The sequence below is a fragment of the Microbulbifer mixtoriginis (SeqCode) genome, from assembly GCF_052466715.1.
In genome coordinates, this window is the sequence record NZ_CP174288.1 from 1,674,653 (window position 1) to 1,692,461 (window position 17,809).

The 17,809-nt window shown below is 46.2% G+C and carries 11 protein-coding genes and 2 pseudogenes; 7 read left to right on the forward strand and 6 right to left on the reverse strand.

All coding sequences use genetic code 11. The features are described from left to right. Window positions 1-183 precede the first annotated feature (183 nt). The 3 genes and pseudogenes from ACJJH9_RS07585 to ACJJH9_RS07595 all read right to left on the reverse strand — a co-directional run. A pseudogene (locus ACJJH9_RS07585) lies at window positions 184-636 on the reverse strand (IS5 family transposase); the annotation flags it as partial. Further along, window positions 573-962 (reverse strand): transposase, encoded by a 390-nt coding sequence (locus tag ACJJH9_RS07590; protein ID WP_444924818.1) that lies wholly within the window; start codon window positions 960-962, stop codon window positions 573-575. The gene ACJJH9_RS07590 and the pseudogene ACJJH9_RS07585, both read right to left, overlap by 64 nt. Window positions 963-1,065: 103 nt before the next feature. Then, window positions 1,066-2,025 (reverse strand): annotated as a pseudogene (locus ACJJH9_RS07595) (IS30 family transposase). 1,935 nt (window positions 2,026-3,960) lie between these two features. Here ACJJH9_RS07595 and ACJJH9_RS07600 point away from each other — a divergent pair. The 7 genes from ACJJH9_RS07600 to ACJJH9_RS07630 all read left to right on the forward strand — a co-directional run bounded on the left by ACJJH9_RS07600 (window position 3,961) and on the right by ACJJH9_RS07630 (window position 12,212). Further along, window positions 3,961-6,879 carry a zinc dependent phospholipase C family protein gene (locus ACJJH9_RS07600; protein ID WP_444924819.1) on the forward strand — a complete coding sequence of 973 codons (2,919 nt, stop codon included), beginning with the start codon at window positions 3,961-3,963 and terminating at the stop codon, window positions 6,877-6,879. A 554-nt stretch (window positions 6,880-7,433) separates the two neighbouring features. Continuing rightward, window positions 7,434-7,607 (forward strand): transposase, encoded by a 174-nt coding sequence (locus ACJJH9_RS07605; RefSeq protein WP_444924820.1) that lies wholly within the window; start codon window positions 7,434-7,436, stop codon window positions 7,605-7,607. Window positions 7,608-7,664: 57 nt separating this feature from the next. Beyond that, the gene (locus tag ACJJH9_RS07610) at window positions 7,665-7,919 is read left to right on the forward strand and encodes a transposase (RefSeq protein WP_444925212.1); all 255 of its coding nucleotides are present in this window, start codon (window positions 7,665-7,667) and stop codon (window positions 7,917-7,919) included. Between the two features lie 553 nt (window positions 7,920-8,472). Continuing rightward, on the forward strand, window positions 8,473-8,718 hold the full coding sequence (locus ACJJH9_RS07615; RefSeq protein WP_444890603.1) for a tautomerase family protein: 246 nt from the start codon (window positions 8,473-8,475) through the stop codon (window positions 8,716-8,718). Window positions 8,719-8,841: 123 nt separating this feature from the next. Further along, window positions 8,842-9,225, forward strand: a complete 384-nt coding sequence (locus tag ACJJH9_RS07620; protein ID WP_444890602.1) for a SpoIIAA family protein — start codon at window positions 8,842-8,844, stop codon at window positions 9,223-9,225. A gap of 175 nt (window positions 9,226-9,400) precedes the next feature. After that, window positions 9,401-9,850 (forward strand): GyrI-like domain-containing protein, encoded by a 450-nt coding sequence (locus ACJJH9_RS07625; RefSeq protein ID WP_444924821.1) that lies wholly within the window; start codon window positions 9,401-9,403, stop codon window positions 9,848-9,850. A gap of 682 nt (window positions 9,851-10,532) precedes the next feature. Further along, window positions 10,533-12,212 carry an NAD-dependent malic enzyme gene (locus ACJJH9_RS07630; protein ID WP_252085557.1) on the forward strand — a complete coding sequence of 560 codons (1,680 nt, stop codon included), beginning with the start codon at window positions 10,533-10,535 and terminating at the stop codon, window positions 12,210-12,212. Between the two features lie 49 nt (window positions 12,213-12,261). On the opposite strand, the gene ACJJH9_RS07635 is transcribed toward ACJJH9_RS07630, so the two are convergent. Genes ACJJH9_RS07635 through ACJJH9_RS07645 form a run of 3 tightly spaced genes read right to left on the reverse strand, consistent with a single transcriptional unit; the run spans window position 12,262 to window position 17,738 of the window. Beyond that, window positions 12,262-13,566 (reverse strand): patatin-like phospholipase family protein, encoded by a 1,305-nt coding sequence (locus ACJJH9_RS07635; RefSeq protein WP_444924822.1) that lies wholly within the window; start codon window positions 13,564-13,566, stop codon window positions 12,262-12,264. A 49-nt stretch (window positions 13,567-13,615) separates the two neighbouring features. Next, complete coding sequence (locus ACJJH9_RS07640) at window positions 13,616-14,407, reverse strand: M48 family metallopeptidase (protein ID WP_444924823.1); 792 nt, start codon at window positions 14,405-14,407, stop codon at window positions 13,616-13,618. Window positions 14,408-14,414: 7 nt separating this feature from the next. Then, complete coding sequence (locus ACJJH9_RS07645; protein ID WP_444924824.1) at window positions 14,415-17,738, reverse strand: type I restriction endonuclease subunit R; 3,324 nt, start codon at window positions 17,736-17,738, stop codon at window positions 14,415-14,417. Between the last annotated feature and the right edge of the window lie 71 nt (window positions 17,739-17,809).

Here is a 17,809-nt window from a genome sequence, read left to right on the forward strand (position 1 = left end):
AGTACAATTGATATTCTCAATTTCCTTGTTCTTTTCTGAGGTGGTGAGAATTAATAATTTCTGCTTATCTGAATCCTAATATCAAGAGTTAACTCATAATGATTTGCTGAGGCTTGATCTGCTAGGTTACGCTACCTATTAAATCGAACTGAAATTGTTGAACGTGAATGAGTAGAAGCTATTTCATAACTTCTTCAACGTAATTAACATGCATGCAATATAGAAAAAAGCACGATAAGTGGATAAATATCGCTCCCATCTAACAACCAAGCGGCGGTAATTTCCCAGCCATGCAAAAGTCCGCTCAACTTTCCAACGGCGAGTATACCTTCTGAGCTTTCTACCATCCTGCCTTGAGGCTTTTTTCCTATTTCTCCTGTGTGGACAGATAAGGTCGATTCCACGACTCAACAGGCTATCTCGAAGAGGATCAGAGTCCGCCGCTTTATCATAAACTAAGCGATGAATCTTTGTATTTTTATACGTAACATCAAGTAATGGATGCAATAACTTTACTTCTGCTGGTGAGGCCGAAGTAATGGTGCCTCCCAGTGGAATACCTTCGCCATCGATCACCACCATCCACTTTGAACCCTTGCCCCGCTTGGTTTTTCCGATTTCGAAGCCCCCTTTTTTGCTGGTGCAAAGCTGCCATCAGAAAAGACCTCCTCCCAGTTAAGCAAAGACTGTTGATCCAACAACTCCAGGAACCTTCTCCATGCCTGTAACCAAGCTCCTTGCTCTTCCCAAAACTGAAGCCTTCTCCAGCATGTACTCGGTGATGGATAGTGTGAAGGAAGATCTTTCCATCGCGCTCCAGAACGTAAAACCCAAAGGATGCCTTCAAAACAAGCTCGATTATCAATGGGTTTTGGGCCTCCCTTTCCTCGTTTTAACTCAGGGAGACAAGGTTCGATCAATTTCCATTGATCATTGGTTAACTCTGACTTGAATCGGCTCACTATTGCTGGACTTTTTTCTATGTAATTACGTGAGAATAACCGATTTCAAGTTATGAAACAGCCTCTAGTAATACATCTTGATTTTGGTTATAACTGCAATTTCTTATGTTGCTAGTAGATCATCTCGCAGCCCCTTAAATAACTCATTTGGTGTCCTACCACCCCGGCTTACTCTAGGTCTACTGTTCATACGATCCATTACAAATTGAACCTGCTTGTCAGTTACTTGTTAAAGTCGGTTTTCTTTAGGAATTACTGTCGAATGAGGCCGTTAGTGTTTTAATTGATCCCTCTCTCTTAGGATGAGTATGGGTGGGAAAAATAACTATCGGTTTCTTAACCCTTAGAAATCCTATCATGACCAGAGAATTCAAGACCATTTTCGAAGCTAGTTGTCTTGATTTTATCTTTAAAGCTCACCATCTAACTATTAGCTGCTTCAGCCAATAAATCATATTGTTTGCCTGTCAACATAAAAATAAACAGAGTCTTACGCTCGATCATAGTCAGCAAAGCTCCGCCACGCCCCTTTTTATAACGGTATCGCCTTCCCAGTCACCTATCCGATTCATCCGATCAACAACCGCTTACCGATTATCTATGCTCTTTCTGTCAATGATCTTTCCGTTCCGATCGTTCTTAACTAGCGTTTGCGATAAGGTTTTTATGCAATTCAAAGATGCTTGTATAGGTCTTCATAATTTGACTTATGTAAATACATCAGCTGGTAGATCGTCTCGTGATGTAGCGATACATCCGTATATCTCTTTAAATATCTAGATGTCTACTGAGGGCTTAACTCTTTGCGAGTTAGGATGTCTGTTTTTTGACGCACGCCATCAGAAACTTTTTGTACCTTATACGCTTGCCAGAGCCTTAGATCCGCAAATCTATGTGCTTGTCTTGGGCGATATCCTCTAAAACCAGTATTGCGTTGTAGCTCTCGATTGGTCGTCGAAGGATGCTTCTCCAATAATTCTTCGATGGCTTTCTGTGAGTGTCCGGATTTTCTCAGGTTGTAAATCTGGTATCGTTCGTTCTCACATTGTTGGTAGTAGCTCATCAGTATTTTTCTCTTGGTCGGGACAAATACTGACTTTACCAGCTGAGTCCTCCCTTAACATATTATCTGAAACCAAGGAGGACTTTCGTTGCATCTTAAATACTATTCTTACCTCCACAAGAAAAAATCAAGCTGGAAGAAGTCCCTTTGACAAGGTGTTGATGTTCAAGGCGCTCGTATTACAGTATTGATGCAACTTGTTGGGTGATGAGCTGGGATACCAGTTACGTGAACAATTTTTATATTGTCCATTTCTTAGCTTGAGCTACAGGGATATAAAAAACCAGAAAGATCAAGTAGCTTATGTCAGTTTTACAATGCGGCGATGTAACGAAATAGCTGAGAATAGAGCAAATAAATTGAGACAGGAAAGATTTCGAAGTGAAATGGACAAGATCCAAACGTCAAGTGGCAGAAGGATCTTGATGCTCGTTGGTCCGAGAAAAACAATGGAAGTTACAACGAATATAAGTATCACGCTTATAGAGGCAACAAGCACAAACTGATACGTAAATACGAAGCAAGCTCTGCTGAAGTGCATGTTTCACATGTGTTCACTGAATTACTTAATGACAACAGTTCGAAGGATGTATGGGCGGAAAGTGCCTTTTCTAGCGATGAACCTGAGATCACATTGGAATTAATGGGCTGCGACAGCCACGTACACAAATAGGGCTGTAGAGGTAAACATCATAGTGAATGCGATACCAAAACCAACTGCGGAATTGAAAAAATTCGGTCGAGAGTTGAGTATGTGTTTGGCTCTATGGATAATGAATAGGGTAGAGCGGTTCGTGCGAAATATTGGACTTGCGCGTGCCAGTGTTAAGGTTGGCATGATGGATTTAGTTTACAATATGTGCCGATTTGTCAACTTATATGATCTCTAGATTTCCACAAGAATCGACATACTTGGCGAAAGCGGGCCTACTGGTAGAAGGCTGGTTAGCTTCCACACAAACAAGCCAGGAATCCCATGGGAACCCACATCAGCCAATTGACCCTGAACGAATGATACCAGATCGAAGTCCTCTACAGCCAGAACTATTGCGCACCAACTTAATCTTTCTAGCAAAAACTATCTCCCGTGAGCTAAGCCGCTGTAGCCCTTACAGTGTGGAGATCGCTCACCGACAGATGCTACAGCGGCGGCATGGAGCACCTAAGAACACAAAGTTCGATTTCGCATGGGAGTACAAATTGATCATTAGTTGAAAATGCATGCCCCGAACAAATTGCGGTCATATGCAGTTTGATAAGTGCGGCAAAACAGTCGGCTGTTCAACTATTTATCGATAGGTTAGATGGCTCAACTGGCGATCGCGTGGAAACGGGGATGCAATATATATATTGCCTGGCCATATCACTCTTGGGAGCCTGGGTTGAACGAAAATACTAATGGGCTGCTGAAACTTTTATTTCCCAAAGGGATGAAAGTTGGCAAAGTACTGAAAGCTAGATTGACCATAGGATATTCTGAATTAATCTTTCGCAAAGAAAATGTTAAATTATTGGAGCCCGCTGGATTTTTTAGTGGCCAAGCGTGTGTCGTTTATGTTGGTAGACTAGTGTCGAATTGCGCCCGTAGTATTAGAAAGGACTAAAGTGGCTGAGGATTTCAGGGAAAAAGACTATAAAATACATTGGCTGTTAATATTTTCTGAGCAGAATTATTTTCACCATTAAAAGCCTACTATAAAAAGAGTGTCAACAGTTCGTAAATTTATCTTCGAATCTATAGCTGCGCCACTTAAAGTGGATGTGTTTATTTATTTCAAGCTTTGTATGATCTTTCTCTACTCAAGGTTGACCAATATTTGGCCGCCCAAAACTTATTACTTTGTAGGGTATAGAAGTAGACAAATTGGTCCTCAGGCTACATATTTTAAGATTAAATTGATACAATTCCTTTTTTTGTGTTTAGGATCCCAATAGATGTTCAATAGAAAGAAAGGGCTAGGAGGGCAGCTTGCATGTCTTCTTTTTGGTTTGTTGGCAACCAATCAGGGGTGGGCATTTAAGTTAAAAAGCCATGTATATGTTGGACAAGAAGTGATCAACGATCTTGCCGATGATGGCAAGCTAACTTTTGAAATCAACAATAATTACTATGATATCGATGTTCCAGATGATGTTTCTTCAGCGATCCTGAAGAATCAGTCCGCTTATCTGCTTGGCAATATAGGGCCCGATGCTTCTCCCGATTTTGTAGTTGGCCAGACTAGCGTTCACCCTGGGGCACTGGATAAAAATGAGGCTGGTGATGCGATAGTTCAAGAGGATAATACACGTTATAACACAGACGACTGGCTAAGGTACTTGCTGACCCAGAAGGACACCTCTAGTAAGGGTAAAGCTTATATCTATGGATACCTCGGACATGCCTCGGCAGATGTATTCGCTCATACCTATGTAAACCAGTACTCAGGTGATATCTTTGCTATTTTTGATGGTGAAAGTTTAAATGAAAAGCGCCATATAGCTCTTGAATCTTATATTGATTCCAAGGTGCCTGTATTACGCGATTATCTGGGTAAAGCTCTCGGTGAGCCTTATCAAAGAATTAATCTCAATGATGATGAGCTGTTTGAGTTTCTTCGAGACAAGCTTATTTATGCTGATATTCCAACAGAGCAGTATGGAAAAAACCCCCTGGCATCTCACTTGGCTTCAATTTCAAAGCTCAGGGAGCAGCTATATAACCAGGCAATTGATGCAAATGGCTATTGGCACACCATTGATGTGTGGGTAACCCAATACCTTGTAGAGAAGTGGACTGGCTATGAAATGCCGGCGTCAATGGCTAGTGATCTAAATAACATTGCTAATGATTTTATTGATGAAGCCAACATAGGTATTGATAAAGCCCAATCAATAAGTAATAACTTGTTAAAATACAGGCTTGATTTTGAAGGGCGTGGCTTTGATGGGGTGGCTGATGCCCTAGATAAGGTACAAATCTCACATGCTAAGTTAGTCAACAAAAAGCATGAATTAGAAAAAGCTCAGCTGGACTGGCGCACAGAAATAACGGCAAAGGGCTGTGAATTTGCTCTGAAAACAATAGACCCGGCCGGTTTGATTGACCGATCACTTGACCTTGATCCTATTGCTAATATGTTGGGGGTAGATAGTCTAGAGGATTTAGTTGAGTTATCTTTAAACCCGGGAAGCCTCTTTGACGGTGACGGTGAGGATCACTGGTATTCCGATGTCAAAGGAATAACTGCTGGACAACTACATTCTGATTCCTATTTAAAAGAATGGGCTGATAGCTTAAAAAAAGAGATTGAGAACATCAAAGAATCTTCAAGTCCAGCCTGCTCTTGGTCCGGAGCTTCGTCAAGTTGTATTATAGACCCTAATAAAATCCGGAAGGAGTTATTACTTAGCCATCTAGATTACATGGTCGACGGTGTCACTAATGTCGTGAGGTTGGCACGAAAACACATTCAACACCCTTTTGTACCTATTGCATTAGGAGACACTTTTATCCCTCTTGTTAATAATAAAAAATATGACTGGAGGGTTCGGCTAAGCTTTGATCATAATGTTGTGGATCACTTTTGGATTCGTGAAGTTGACTCTAAGAAAGCAGTGATAGGCATGCAATCCGATAAACTTATTTCGGATGATGTTGGTATGTGCGAGAGTCTTGCAAAGACTGTCCACGTTGGCGAATATGCAGCGCTTAAAATTATTCATGAACTAGAAGAAGAGGCAAATGATTTAGCTAAACAGAATATTGAGGATGCTCGAGAAGCTCATGCAGAAATGCAAAAAGCACAGAGAAATCTGCATGCCATTGCAGATGCCGCCATCGATCTTTTGCAGCTTCTGAATAATGATGTTAGCCCGATCCAGTCCAAATTTGAGATGTGGAAATCAGGGGTTGATGTTGCAATGTTGGAATATACACGCACTACCGCAACCATGATGGTAAATACCATGGATCAAAGTGCCAGTAGTGTAGACCCTTTAACTGATTGGGTGTACTGCTACGGCCCAACTTTTATTGGAGTGCCATCGCAAGCTTGTGAGATTTGGCAAAATGTCGATAGTATGATCGATTCCCTGTCTGATGTTTTGACAGTTCTTGATAATGCACCAATTCCTCTTACGGTACGCAATGCCAGAGAAGAGCTCCGAAAGGTAATCGATGGATTAAAGGGAGAGGTAAAAGAGTATGCGATTGAAGAGGTGGAAGATGTGCTGCCCACCGAATTTAAGGAGTTACTCGACCTGCTTGATGCACCCATGACCGATACTGCGTTGAATTCCTGGTATTCGAAAAATGAATCCAATACTCAGCATTTGGTTAAAATCCCAGATATGGCTTATCGAGTCACTGCAGAGATGCGTCTGGATGGTAATGGCGACTACAGTGTGAGTGAGTATCCGGTAGTGGCAAACGCAATTACTTTGGCGAAACTGGCTTTGTTGGATGCGGCGGGACTGAAAGCATTGGCGAGGACCCAAGGTTTGAGCGAGTCTATTTTTAATGGATTAAGCGCTGATAATTTGGTTGCTGGTTCTTTCAAAAGCATTGATGGTAACCATCAATGGATGTTGTGTGCCCCGCCGTTACCAAGATCTATTGGGAGTGAAGGCAAGTACCGTTTCTTTGACAACTTCTCTACATCATCAGGTTTTGTACTCTGGAAAGATTGGCGTGCAAAAGATGCTCTGTTTGATGGTTTGTTTAAGGGACCGTTAACCGCTGGAGTGACCAATCCCGCAATGCTAGGTTTCGATTGGATTCTTGATGCAGGTTCTGCTTACAGAACGCTGAATGAAAGCTTTCCCTACCCAGATCGTCAATGTGCCACTGCTGATGATTTTGGGCGGGGCTAGTGATGCAAATTCTACGTACATTTGCTCTTCATAGTATTTTTGACTGAAAGGTTAAGAGCTGTACCTTAAGAGAGAAGACACTAATTTAAGTGTCTTCTTTGTATTGGTTTTTTATATTTGATTTATGCCCTCATTAGAGAAGTTTATCTAAAGGGGGCTATTTGATGTAAGTGCACTTTAGATATCGCTGTTTTTAAGATATTCTAAAAATTCAAACACTTTATATTGATTGAATTTATATTTGCTGTGTTGCTTTTGTGGTTGGTTTGAAAGTGCTTGAATTTGAAATTGAATTTTAGCTACAGATGGGATTCTATTGTGTATTAGGTTTGGTCGAGTAGTAGAGTTTCCAGATTACAATGATGTCTTTGTGACATTTTATCCGGGGAAACTGAGTGATTCACAAAAAATACAACTAATGATAGTGTTGATCGTGTAAAAATAGTGCTTTAATAGGTTCAAGTTTTTCGTGAGATTTTTAAGTTGTTAGAACCTGTTTCATAACTTGAAATTGGCTATTCTCACACAGTTACATAGAAAAAAGTCCAGCAGTAGTGAGCCGATTCAAGTCAGAGTTAACCGATGATCAATGGAAATTGATCGAACCTTGTCTTTTTGAATTAAAACGGGGGAAGAGAGGCCCAAAACCCATTGATAATCGAGCTTGCTTTGAAGGTATCCTGTGGGTTTTGCGTTCTGGAGCCGTTGGATCAACAGTCTTTCCTTAACTGGGAGAAGGTCTTTTCTGATGGCAGCTTTGCACCAGCAAAAAAAGGGGCTTCGAAATCGGGAAAATCATGCGGGGCAAGGGTTCAAAGTGGATGGTGGTGGTCGATGGCGAAGGTATTCCACTGGGAAGCACCATTACTTCGGCCTCACCAGCAGAAGTAAAGTTATTACCCCCATTGCTTGATGCTACGTATAAAAATACAAAGATTCATCGCTTAGTTTATGATAAAGCGGCAGACACGGATCCTCTCAGATGTAGCTTGTTGAGTCGTGAAATCGACCTTATCTGTCCACACAGGAGAAATAGGTAAAAGGTCTCAAAGCAGGATGGCAGAAAGCTCAGAAAGGACTCTCGCCGCTGGAAAGTTGAGCGGACTTTTGCGTAGTTGGGAAATTACCGCCGTTTAGTTGTTAGGTGGGAGCGACATTTGTCCACTTATCGTGCTTTTTTCGATATTACATGCATGTTAATTACGTTAAAGAAGTTATGAAACAGCTTCTAGATCTCTTTCATAGTAATGAGCAAGTAAAATAGAAGACTCAACTCTCTGCGTACACCTTTAGCCGGCCTCGCAGTCTATGGATTGCGAGGTATCCCCGATCCTGAGTTGAAATTAATTGCTGTTTACCCAGTATTGTATTTATATACAGTATTTGATAGGTTTGTAGTAGATGGAGTGCTGACCTGTGGAGAGTTTGAGTTTAAGAATGAATTTTTAGTCATTGCTACTATGCATCTTTTAGTTCTGCAGTTATTGCATCCCATTGAGAGATGGTTCTATCTAATGCCTTTTTGTCTTCTGTAGAGTTGTTTTAAGTTTGATTGATTTTCTAAATTTCACTTAGTACCAATTGGAGGGTTTTATGCCACATGTAACAATTACAACAGTTAAGGAGCTAGTTGATGAGCGTGTGAAGAAGGAGTTGCTGCAAAAAATCAGTGATATTATGGTGGAGGTCGAAGGCGGCGGAGATGAGAGTTTTAGGCAGCATGTGTGGGTTTCTTTAGACTTGGTTGAGGCAGAAAACTGGTCGTTAGGTGGGCAAATCTTAACGAAAGAGATTGCCTTGCAAATCAAAAAGAAAGCAGATTCCTGTAGAGCGTTGTAGAGTATTTCCTCCTGATACTTTTATCCTGCGCTTAAAATAAGCTTAATGTGATAAATAGGATGGTACTGTCCACAGCATATTATTAATTTCTGACTGTAGATTATTGGAAATGGGATTAACGAGATGATCAAAGCGATAGATATCGGTATTCCTAATGCCCTCGCTTTCAGGGTATCTGATTCAATTACAGAAAGTGATGTTTCTGAGACTTTGGCTCAAGCAAAGTTGCTTGGTGAGAAGTATAAGAGGATCACTATCTATGAGGAAATTGAGTCATTTAAGGGGCTTGAGTTCTCGGCAGTGCTAGAAAAATTGAAATACTTGGTTAATGTTGGTATTTCTAATATCTCTGCGGCAGCCATTCTGACGGATAAGCAATGGCTACAAAAGATTGTGAAGGCTGAAGATAAGATATTTAGGAATATAGATATCCAGTGCTTCTCTTTGGAACAGCGTGACGAGGCGGTTCAATTTCTCAACCGTTACAGGCCAGAAAAACTCGATTAACTCAGCAAGAGGTAGTTGTGGAATTTTTCTTCGGTTTGGGGCTCAAAGCAAGGAAATTACTACAGGGAAGGAGCTACCCTTAGCTTTAAGGTGAACCCCTTTAGTTGTTCATCCATGCACTTAGCTGTGTATTGGAATACAAGTAACATCAATAATTGATAAAAATGAGGTAGTTATGGTTGTTGAACAAATTCCCGGCCTTGATCTGGTGGGGCTATGCGCAAGAACAAAGAATGAGAATGAGGCGGATGCCTCTACTGCGCAAATAGCTCCCCTGTGGGAGAAGTTTAGTACCGAGGCAGCTCCCAAGTTTACGGGAGTTCCCCAGATTTATGGGGTTTATACCAACTATGAGTCAGACCATAGCGGGTTGTTTGATGTCTATGCTTGCTCAGATCTGCTTTCGACAGATATGTCCGAAGATTTCAAGCCGATACATGTGCAATCGGGTAAGTATCTGGTGTTTTCCGCCCAGGGGGAAATGCCGCAGACGGTTATCGACTTATGGGGTGAGATATGGAATTACTTTTCCTCACCGGATTGTCCTCATCAAAGAGCCTACACCACAGACTTTGAACATTACCTGAGCCCAAATGAGATAAGAGTTGCCATTTCAATTAAATAGTGGCCTTGGGGCTCCTAAGAAGACTGTGCCTACAGTTTCAGGGCCCCTCTATCTTGCTTCGCTTCTACAAAGAGCTTTTGCTGAAAGGCTTTCTGATGGTTGAAAAATGATTGCCTGCTTTACCGAAACTTCAAGACGCCCAGATAGACAGCATGGTCACTATGGACATGTTCCTGCGCCAAAATAGACAGTACTACTATTGCTGTTTCTGTTTGCTTGTGCGCTAGGTGCTGGTTGGTGACATCCTATTTCCCACCTCTTCGATACTTTGTCTTTGCAGGTACCAATTCTTCCTCCCTCAAGCTTTCTAACCACATTTTCCTAACTTCCTCTTGAGAATTCCCATGAAACTATGGGGCTAGGAGGGAAATACAGGTGGGCAGCACACTTCTCCTTACAGGCTTCGCAGTTGTTTATTTCTTACTCTCGTTGTTCCTGGAGTCGTTTAGTCTCAGCCCTGAGAGCATCGGTAAAAAGCAAGCTAGCATGATTAAAAGGCACTTATCCTGATCCCAAGGTGCAGAGGGTAGGCCTTGTTAAAGTCCATAACACTAGATAGTCTTTAAGCCCCCTTGGACTGGCGGGTTTGTGCAAATTAGTGGCTCCCTTTGCATTATTCATTAAGGTTGGAAGCTATTTGCGCAATATGTCTCGTCTATCACCGCATTGAAAAAGCAGGTTTATGAGCAACAACGAAAAGCGTCCCTTATATATCCCGCATGCTGGCCCCTCTCTACTGGAAATGCCACTGCTAAACAAAGGCAGTGCATTTACCCTAGAGGAAAGGCTCGAGTTTAATCTGGCGGGTCTCTTGCCGACCAATGTAGAGACTATTGAGGAACAGGCTCGACGGGCCTATTACCAGTACCAACAGTGTAAGACTGGCCTGGATAAGCATATCTTTTTGCGTGGTATACAGGACGACAATGAAACGTTGTTCTTTTACCTGATTGAGCATCATATTGATGAAATGCTGCCGATCATCTATACGCCTACCGTTGGGGCGGCCTGTGAGGAATTCTCTAATATTTATCGCAACCATCGAGGTCTGTTTGTTTCCTACCCAGACCGAGAATACATAGATGATATCTTGCGCAGTGCCACTAAGGAAAACGTCAAGGTTATCGTCGTTACCGATGGTGAGCGTATCCTCGGTCTCGGCGACCAGGGTATTGGCGGTATGGGGATTCCCATTGGTAAATTGTCTCTATACACCGCCTGTGGTGGTATCAGCCCAGCTTACACACTTCCGGTCACTTTGGATGTTGGCACCAATAACCGCACTCTGCTCAGTGATCCTATGTATATGGGTTGGCGCCATGAGCGTATCTCTCAAAAGGAGTACGATGAGTTTTTAGAGCAGTTTATCGAGGCGGTGAAGCGTCGCTGGCCCAAGGTTTTGGTGCAGTTTGAAGATTTTGCTCAAACGAATGCCATGCCGTTACTGCAGCGCTATAGGGATCAAATCTGCTGTTTCAATGACGATATCCAGGGTACCGCCGCTGTTACCCTGGGCACTATTTTGGCTGCTTGTAAAACCTGGCAGGAGCCCTTAACAGCCCAGCGGGTTTTGATTGTGGGTGCTGGTTCTGCCGGTTGCGGAATTGCTGAGCAGGTGGTGTCCGCCATGGTACAGGCGGGGCTAAGTGATACGGATGCGCGCTCGCGTATTTTTATGTTTGATCGCTATGGATTGGTCACCTCGGATATGAAGGGGCTGCACGACTTCCAGGCTGCACTGGCTCAGTCACCGGATATCTTCGATGGGGCGCCAGAGTCAGACCTGCAAAGTCTGATCAGTAAGGTGAAACCAAGTATTCTTATTGGCGTATCCGGGCAAGGTGGGTTGTTTAACCAACAAGTAATTGAGGCGTTACAAGCTGGTCATGAGCGCCCACTGGTGATGCCGCTTTCAAACCCCACCTCCCGCGCGGAGGCGACTCCTACGGAAATATATACTTGGACTAAGGGAGAGGCGCTGGTGGCTACCGGTAGTCCTTTTGCTGCCGTGGAAATTGATGGGCGCCACCACCCGGTTGCTCAGTGCAACAATGTGTATATCTTCCCTGGTATCGGTCTTGGGGTGATCGCAGCCAACGCCACACGGGTTACCGATGGCATGTTGATGGCAGCTTCCAACGCCCTGGCGGAGCAGGCTCCAGTGGTGAAACAGGGGGAGGGCGCGCTGCTGCCGCACTTGGATGATATTCGTGAGGTGAGTATTGATATCGCCAGAGCTGTAGCTGCCCAGGCACAGCTTGATGGAGTTGCCCCCAAAGTGAGCCACGAGCAGTTAGAGAGGTCTCTCAAGCGCAACTTCTGGCACGCAAACTATCGCAGTTATCGACGTCGTTCCTTCTAATCGCCCTTAAAAAATCTATGCCGGGTACTTTTTACCCGGCTTTCTTTCCTTAAGCCAACTGCTCCCCAGAGTAGAAAACTTCCGGCCTGCGCAGAACAAGGTAATCCTCCCATTGAAATCCGTTGCTTAGGAACTCGATCGCCGCCCTTACGCCGGAAAGGAACAGGTGTTCGCAGTGTTCTCCTGGCATGGCGAAATCCAACCAGTGGGGATGCTCGCCGTTGGTCATAGGTTCTATAGCGATCTCTTTCACCAGCGTGTGGTATTCCGCATTTAGGCTGGCCCGCACATGGTTGTCGAGCATGTTACGGCAGGTATTGATCAGCCCCATGGCAAAGCGCCCCACCTTGTCAGACTTGGGTTGGTAGTGGTCCACTTCCAGCTTAATGCCAAAAGTGGGTAGTTTGGGGGTACCGACTGGCTTGTGGAAGATATCAAAGGGGAAGTTGGATACCAGGCCACCATCCACAAACTGAATTTCTTTAGGAAAACCATTTTTAAAGAACAGCCTGGGATCACCAATTCCCTTGATACTGCGCCAGTTCTCGGCCACTGAACTGCATTCATCCAGCTGGGGAATATTCTTCACTGTATAGGGTTTGAAAAAGCCCGGCACAGACATAGAAGCTCGTACGAATTCGGCGGGATTTATCGCATCCGGGTTGCTAAAGTAGAGGGGGGCCTTTGCCGGAAAAACAGCCCGTGTCTCAGTGGTAATATCCGCTGCTACCAGCGCCACTTCTGCAGCGCCCACCTGATGATCGGGTTCTCCCCGATAATGGAGAGTGGGAAACTGGTTGATACGCTGCTTAAGTTGTGCGGTATTGGTAATGCCCAGCTGGCATAACTCTTCTTGCAACCATTGGCTAAAAGCGTCGCCAGGATTGAGGCCCTTATCTCGCAATAGCTGTTTGCAGGTACGCAGGGAGTCGAATGGGTGTAGGGCCAGGCTACTAAAAAGCCCTTTGCCTTTGAGCAAGCGCTGCACCGTTTTACGTGCAAAGCGCTCACCATCTTCAAAGCTGGCAAAGTCCGCCTTAGCCATAATGTCCAGTAACTTTGCACTCTTAAGTGAGCTCGGCGTACCGGCAGCGGCTAAAAATAGTGCATTGATGGCACCTGCAGAAGTACCTGCAACCTTGCGAAAGCGAATACCGGCCTTCTCAAGGATGTAGGTGTAGCCCACCAGGGCAATCCCTAGCATGCCACCGCCTTCCATCACCAGGTCGACATACTGGAGGCCGTTAGAGTCCTGCACATCACTAAATGACTTGCCTTCGATCGATGTACGCGAATTTTGCCAAAGGGTATCGGCTTCGGAGATGGCGCTGGTCACCCACGCTGTGTTACTCATATGATTTTTCCCTGAGGTGGCAGTAGGTTCCATACGAAAGTTGAAATGATTATTGGCTAAAAGAATGGGGCAGGGTATCACCCAGAATCAGATTCGCCATAGCATCCAGTTTGTTTTTCGTGCCTTCCCACTTGGGCATCACTTGATTCATTAAACGGTAAAATCGCTCGCTGTGGTTGTGTTCGGCGATATGGCAGAGCTCGTGCAAAATGACATAGTCGATGCACTGGCGCGGCGCTTTTATCAGGTGGGGATTGAGGGTAATACGCCCCTGGGGGGAGCAGCTGCCCCACTGGGTTTTCATACTAAGGATACGCAGGGGCGGGCGCCCGGAAACCCACAGGGTCTGCTCAAGCAGAGTATCCAGGCGGCGGTGAAAAATTTCTTTGGCGCGCGACTTGTACCATTCGACCAAAAGCAGGCGCACCCTTTCGGGGTCTTTTTTCCGCACGGATACTTCCAGCTTGCCGCGCAGTAATTTCACCTGTTGTTGGGTGTCTTCAGACTCAATGACTTTCAGCAGATATTGCTTGCCTAGGTAGTAGTGGCTCTCGCCGCTGATATATTGCCGTGGCGTTATATATTCCAGCGCTTTGCGGAAATCCCGCAGCTGCTGGTAAATCCAGCGCCCGCGTTTTTTTACCGCTTTTAAAACCGCATCGTTATCGATAGGTTCCGGTGCGCTGACCACCACACGGCAATCTGGGTGTACTTTGATCAGCACTCGCCCATTGGCCTGGGGGCGGGGCAGGCATTCAAACGTGATGCGTTCATCCCCATAGGCAAAGCTCAGTTGCCGGGAGTTGGGGTTAGTTGGGGGGGAAGTAATGGGCACATTCATGCCGGGATTAGTCTCCGCTTAAACCAACGCGGGTGATCTGTAGGATCATCTCCACCATTTTCTTGGCCTGCACCATACCACTGCCGATGGATTTGCACTCCATAAATAATTTGGGCATCAGCTTTTTATGGATATCCTTCTCAATATTTTGCGGGCTGATGGAGTGCTCCATTACTGACTGGGCAACCATTGTATCGATCTCGAAGGCCAGCTTGATCCACTTATCCTGTACCTGGCTATCACCAACCGCAAAAACCTCCGGCAGGTTTTTCTTGAATACACCAAAATAGGCCTGGGCATGGCGGTTATCGGCAAAGGCATTGGGGATTTCATCCAGGTTGCGGGCTTTTACCTGGACTTCCAGCGCTTCGAACAGCAAATACTGCTTGAGCGGGTGATCGAACAGTTTTTCCGCTTCCTCAATGGCTTGCAGCAGTAACTTGGAAAAGGCTTCCTGGGCATAGGGATCGTCGCGCAACTCCTGTTCGATCATGCGGGTGACGCGGGTTTTGATAATATCGGTTTCGTTGCGGGTTTTGTCCTCCCCCCAATCTTCAGGCCGCTCCGCCTTGCCCATTTTATTGACTTCGTATTTACCCTCGGGCTCTAAGATTTCCACGCCCACCACATGCTTATCCAACAGGTTTTTTACCTGGGCCGCGTATTGGTCATAGTCCACAGAGATTCCGGTTTGCTGTAGCGCCCATTGGCGCAAACTGGCAAATTGTTTAACCGTCTGTTTGTAGTGCTGGCGATCACTATCGCTAAAGCTTTTGTCTTCGAAGAAGGTGGCCGATTGCAAGGCTACTTTCAGGCAGGTGGTGAAGTGGGTCAGTGCCTCGTAGAAGTCCTCGCGCACTTTTAGGTTCACATCAACTAGCTCACCATTGCGCTGTTCAATTTTGGGCACTATCACCTGGCGCAGTTGCTCGGTGTCCTGCTTATTTTTTACGCCGGCGAAAATGCCCCAAAGGTTTTTATACAACAGGGGCAGGCGCTTGTACTCGCTGCTCATGGGGCTATAGAGCCCGGCGATATCGTCGATATCGTAACCGCCCTGGGTGCGCGCGGCCAGATCCTGGTATTTCTGCATGGTGGTATCCAGCTCTGCCAGGATGCCCCGGTAATCGATCAGCAGGCCGAACTTTTTATCCGGGTGCAGGCGGTTGACCCGCGCGATCGCCTGGATCAGATTGTGTTCCTTGAGGGGCTTATCGATATACAGCACCGTATTCTTGGGCTCATCGAATCCTGTCAGTAGTTTGTCCACCACAATCAGCAGTTTCAGGGAGTCGTCTTTATCGAAGCGCTCAATCACTCCCTGGGTGTAGCGCTGTTCATTTTGCGAGCCCACATTGTCTTTCCACCACTTCACCACCTCCGGCATCGAGGATTCATCTACCGCCTCGTTGCCCTCGCGGGTATCCGGTGCACTGATCACTACCGCCGATTTAAATCTCTGCGCTTCTGGCCAGTGTTGTTGGGCCTCATCCAGGTACTTTTTATATTGGATGGCAGTGGCTTTGCTATCGCAGGCCAGCTGGCCCTTTAAACCCGCATCGATGTTATTAACAAAATGGGTGGCGATATCGGTAGCAATCAGTCGAATGCGATCGTCTGCAGTGTAAATCTCTCCCTTACGGGCAAACTTGCGCTTTAAATCTGCCTGCTGCTCCTCACTTAACCCCACCGTAATGCGCTCAAACCAGCGGTCAATTGCGCGCTCGTTAACATTCATGTCCGGGATACGCTCTTCGTACAGCAGTGGGGTTACGGTGCGATCCTCCACCGCCCGCTGCATGGTATAGGCATGGACTATGGGGCCGAATTTATTGGTGGTTTTGTCGTCTTTCAGAAGGGGCGTGCCGGTAAAGGCCACAAAGGCGGCATTGGGCAGGGCCTGGCGCATACGGATATGGTTTTCGCCGCCCTGGCTGCGGTGGCCCTCGTCGATCAGCACAATCAGGTCGGCACTGTCATTGCGGCATTCCGGCAGCGCAGTGGCGCCGGTAAATTTTTGCACCAGCGAGAAGATAATCCGCTCATTGCCGCTGCCAATCTGCTGGGCCAAACGCTTGCCGGAAGTAGCCATCGCCGCTTCCTTATCTTTCTTGCCCGCCAGTTCGCCGCCGCTGGCAAAGGTATTGCTGAGCTGGCGCTCCAGATCCACCCGGTCGGTGACAATAACCAGGCGGCTCTGTTTGAGGCTCGGCTGGAAGATCAGCGCCTTGCTTAAAAACACCATGGTGAAGGATTTGCCGGAGCCGGTGGTATGCCAGATTACGCCGCCCTCCCGCGCGCCGTCATTGCTGCGTTGGGCAATGCGCTCCAACAGTCGTTTGATACCGAATACCTGCTGATACCGGGCGACAATTTTGCCGGCCTTTTTATCGAACAGAGTGAAGTAACGGACCATCTCCAGCAGTCGCTGGGGCGATAGCAAGCTGATTAACAACCGATCCTGGCCGCCCAGGGCCAGCTCGCCGCCGGCGATCAGGGTTTGGTACCAGTCCAGATCTGATGGGGAGCGCTGTTTAAACAGAGTTTGGATTTGTTCGCTGGAAAGGGGGCGGTTTTTGATCGCCAGCATTTCCTCATCGGAGATATCTTCCTCGCGCCAGGCCGCCCAGAATTTTGCCGGGGTGTTACAAGTGCCGTAGCGACCCTCGGCACCGTTGACTGACAATAATAGTTGGCTGTAGGCGAACAATTGTGGGATTTCATCGTGGCGCTGGTTGCGCAGGCTTTGGGAAATGCCCTCGTCAATAGAGGGCCCTTTCTTGCCATCAGGGCGCTTGGCCTCGATCACTACCAGGGGAATACCGTTGACGAAACACACCATATCCGGGCGGCGGCTCTCCACGCCGTTGGCGCGGGTTACGCTGAATTCCTCGGTAAAGGCAAAGTGATTGTTTTCGATGGTGTGCCAGTCGATCAGGGCAATCGTGGGGGTGGCTTTTTTGCCATCGACAAATTCGGTCACCGAAATGCCGTAGAGCAGGTGGTTGTATAACTCTTCATTGGCTGCAAGCAGCCCTTTGTTCAGCGCAGGGCTGCATACGATGCCAATCAGGTGGTCGATGGATTTTTGTGAGAGTGGCTGCTCCTTACCGGCGAAATGGAAGGTCCGTTTGCCCAGCTCCCGGCGCAGTATCTCCGTGAGCACCACCTGGTCCTGGCGCCCACTGCGGGCTTGGTTGGCCTCGGCGGGTGGTAAAAACGACCAGCCCAGATTGCACAACAGGGCCAGGGCGGGGATCTTTGCGGCGTATTCTTCTTGGAATTTCGGTACTGCTGTGTAATCCATTTCCACGGTAATGCATGTCTCCAAGGGGAAATCCGTTTTTATTGGGATAAAAGTGTCTCTGTTTCCGGGCTGTGGAGCAAGTGGAAAGGGGCGAT